1 protein-coding gene is annotated in these 755 nt (G+C 68.7%); it reads right to left on the minus strand.

The window, feature by feature from the left end; genetic code table 11:
* The coding region (locus AUL38_RS03040) for a DUF222 domain-containing protein (RefSeq protein ID WP_161937397.1) at positions 1–755 on the minus strand (755 nt) is incomplete at both ends.

Here is a 755-nt window from a genome sequence, read left to right on the forward strand (position 1 = left end):
TTGTCGGTAGCTGTGGGCCCGCCGAGGGCGGCGTCGATGGTGTGGTCAAGTTCCGAGCGGTACACCGGGGCGACACAGCCTGGGAATCTGCAGTGCCCGTCGCGGGCGACGAGGAAGCGTTCCTGTGGCTTGTTGGGGCGGTAGGTGTCTGTGCGGATGACGCTTCCTGTGTGGGCACACACGGTGACGAGGTCCCACTGATACCGGGACGCGATCAGGGGTCGTACTGACTCGATATCGATGGGCCCGTAGCCTTGGAGTTCGCATTTCACGCCGCCTGCCGGGGTGTCGCTGTCTCGGACGATGGTGCCGCCGTGAGTGGCGAGGAGCGCGTTGACGCCTTCGGCGGTGAGGACGAGCTGCACGCGGCCGTGAAGGTCAGCCCCGGTGCCCTGCACTGCTGCTGTTTCGGCTGCGTCGTATGGGTCGCGGCTGAGGAGGTCGTAGAGCGCGTCAGCGCGGAGTTCGTCCAGGCCGCGCGTATCGGGGACATCACCTGGAGCCCCCGCGCCGGCGACTCCGGCAGCCCCGGTGGCTCCGTGAGTGCCGCCCGCTCCGCCGGTGCCGGCGCCGGCGGCAGGGGCAGCAGGCGCGGGGATGAGCCGCCTTTTCACGGCCCGCCCAATGCGCGTGAGGTGGTCATACAGCCCGAGCGCTTGGACTGCGGGGAGGTATGCGCGAAGCTCCGCCATCCCTTCACCCGTCTGCACGACCATCACGCGACGCTTCTGTGTCTCACGCGTCTGCCGCACCTC

The organism is Leucobacter sp. G161, from assembly GCF_001482305.1.
Taxonomy (GTDB): domain Bacteria; phylum Actinomycetota; class Actinomycetes; order Actinomycetales; family Microbacteriaceae; genus Leucobacter.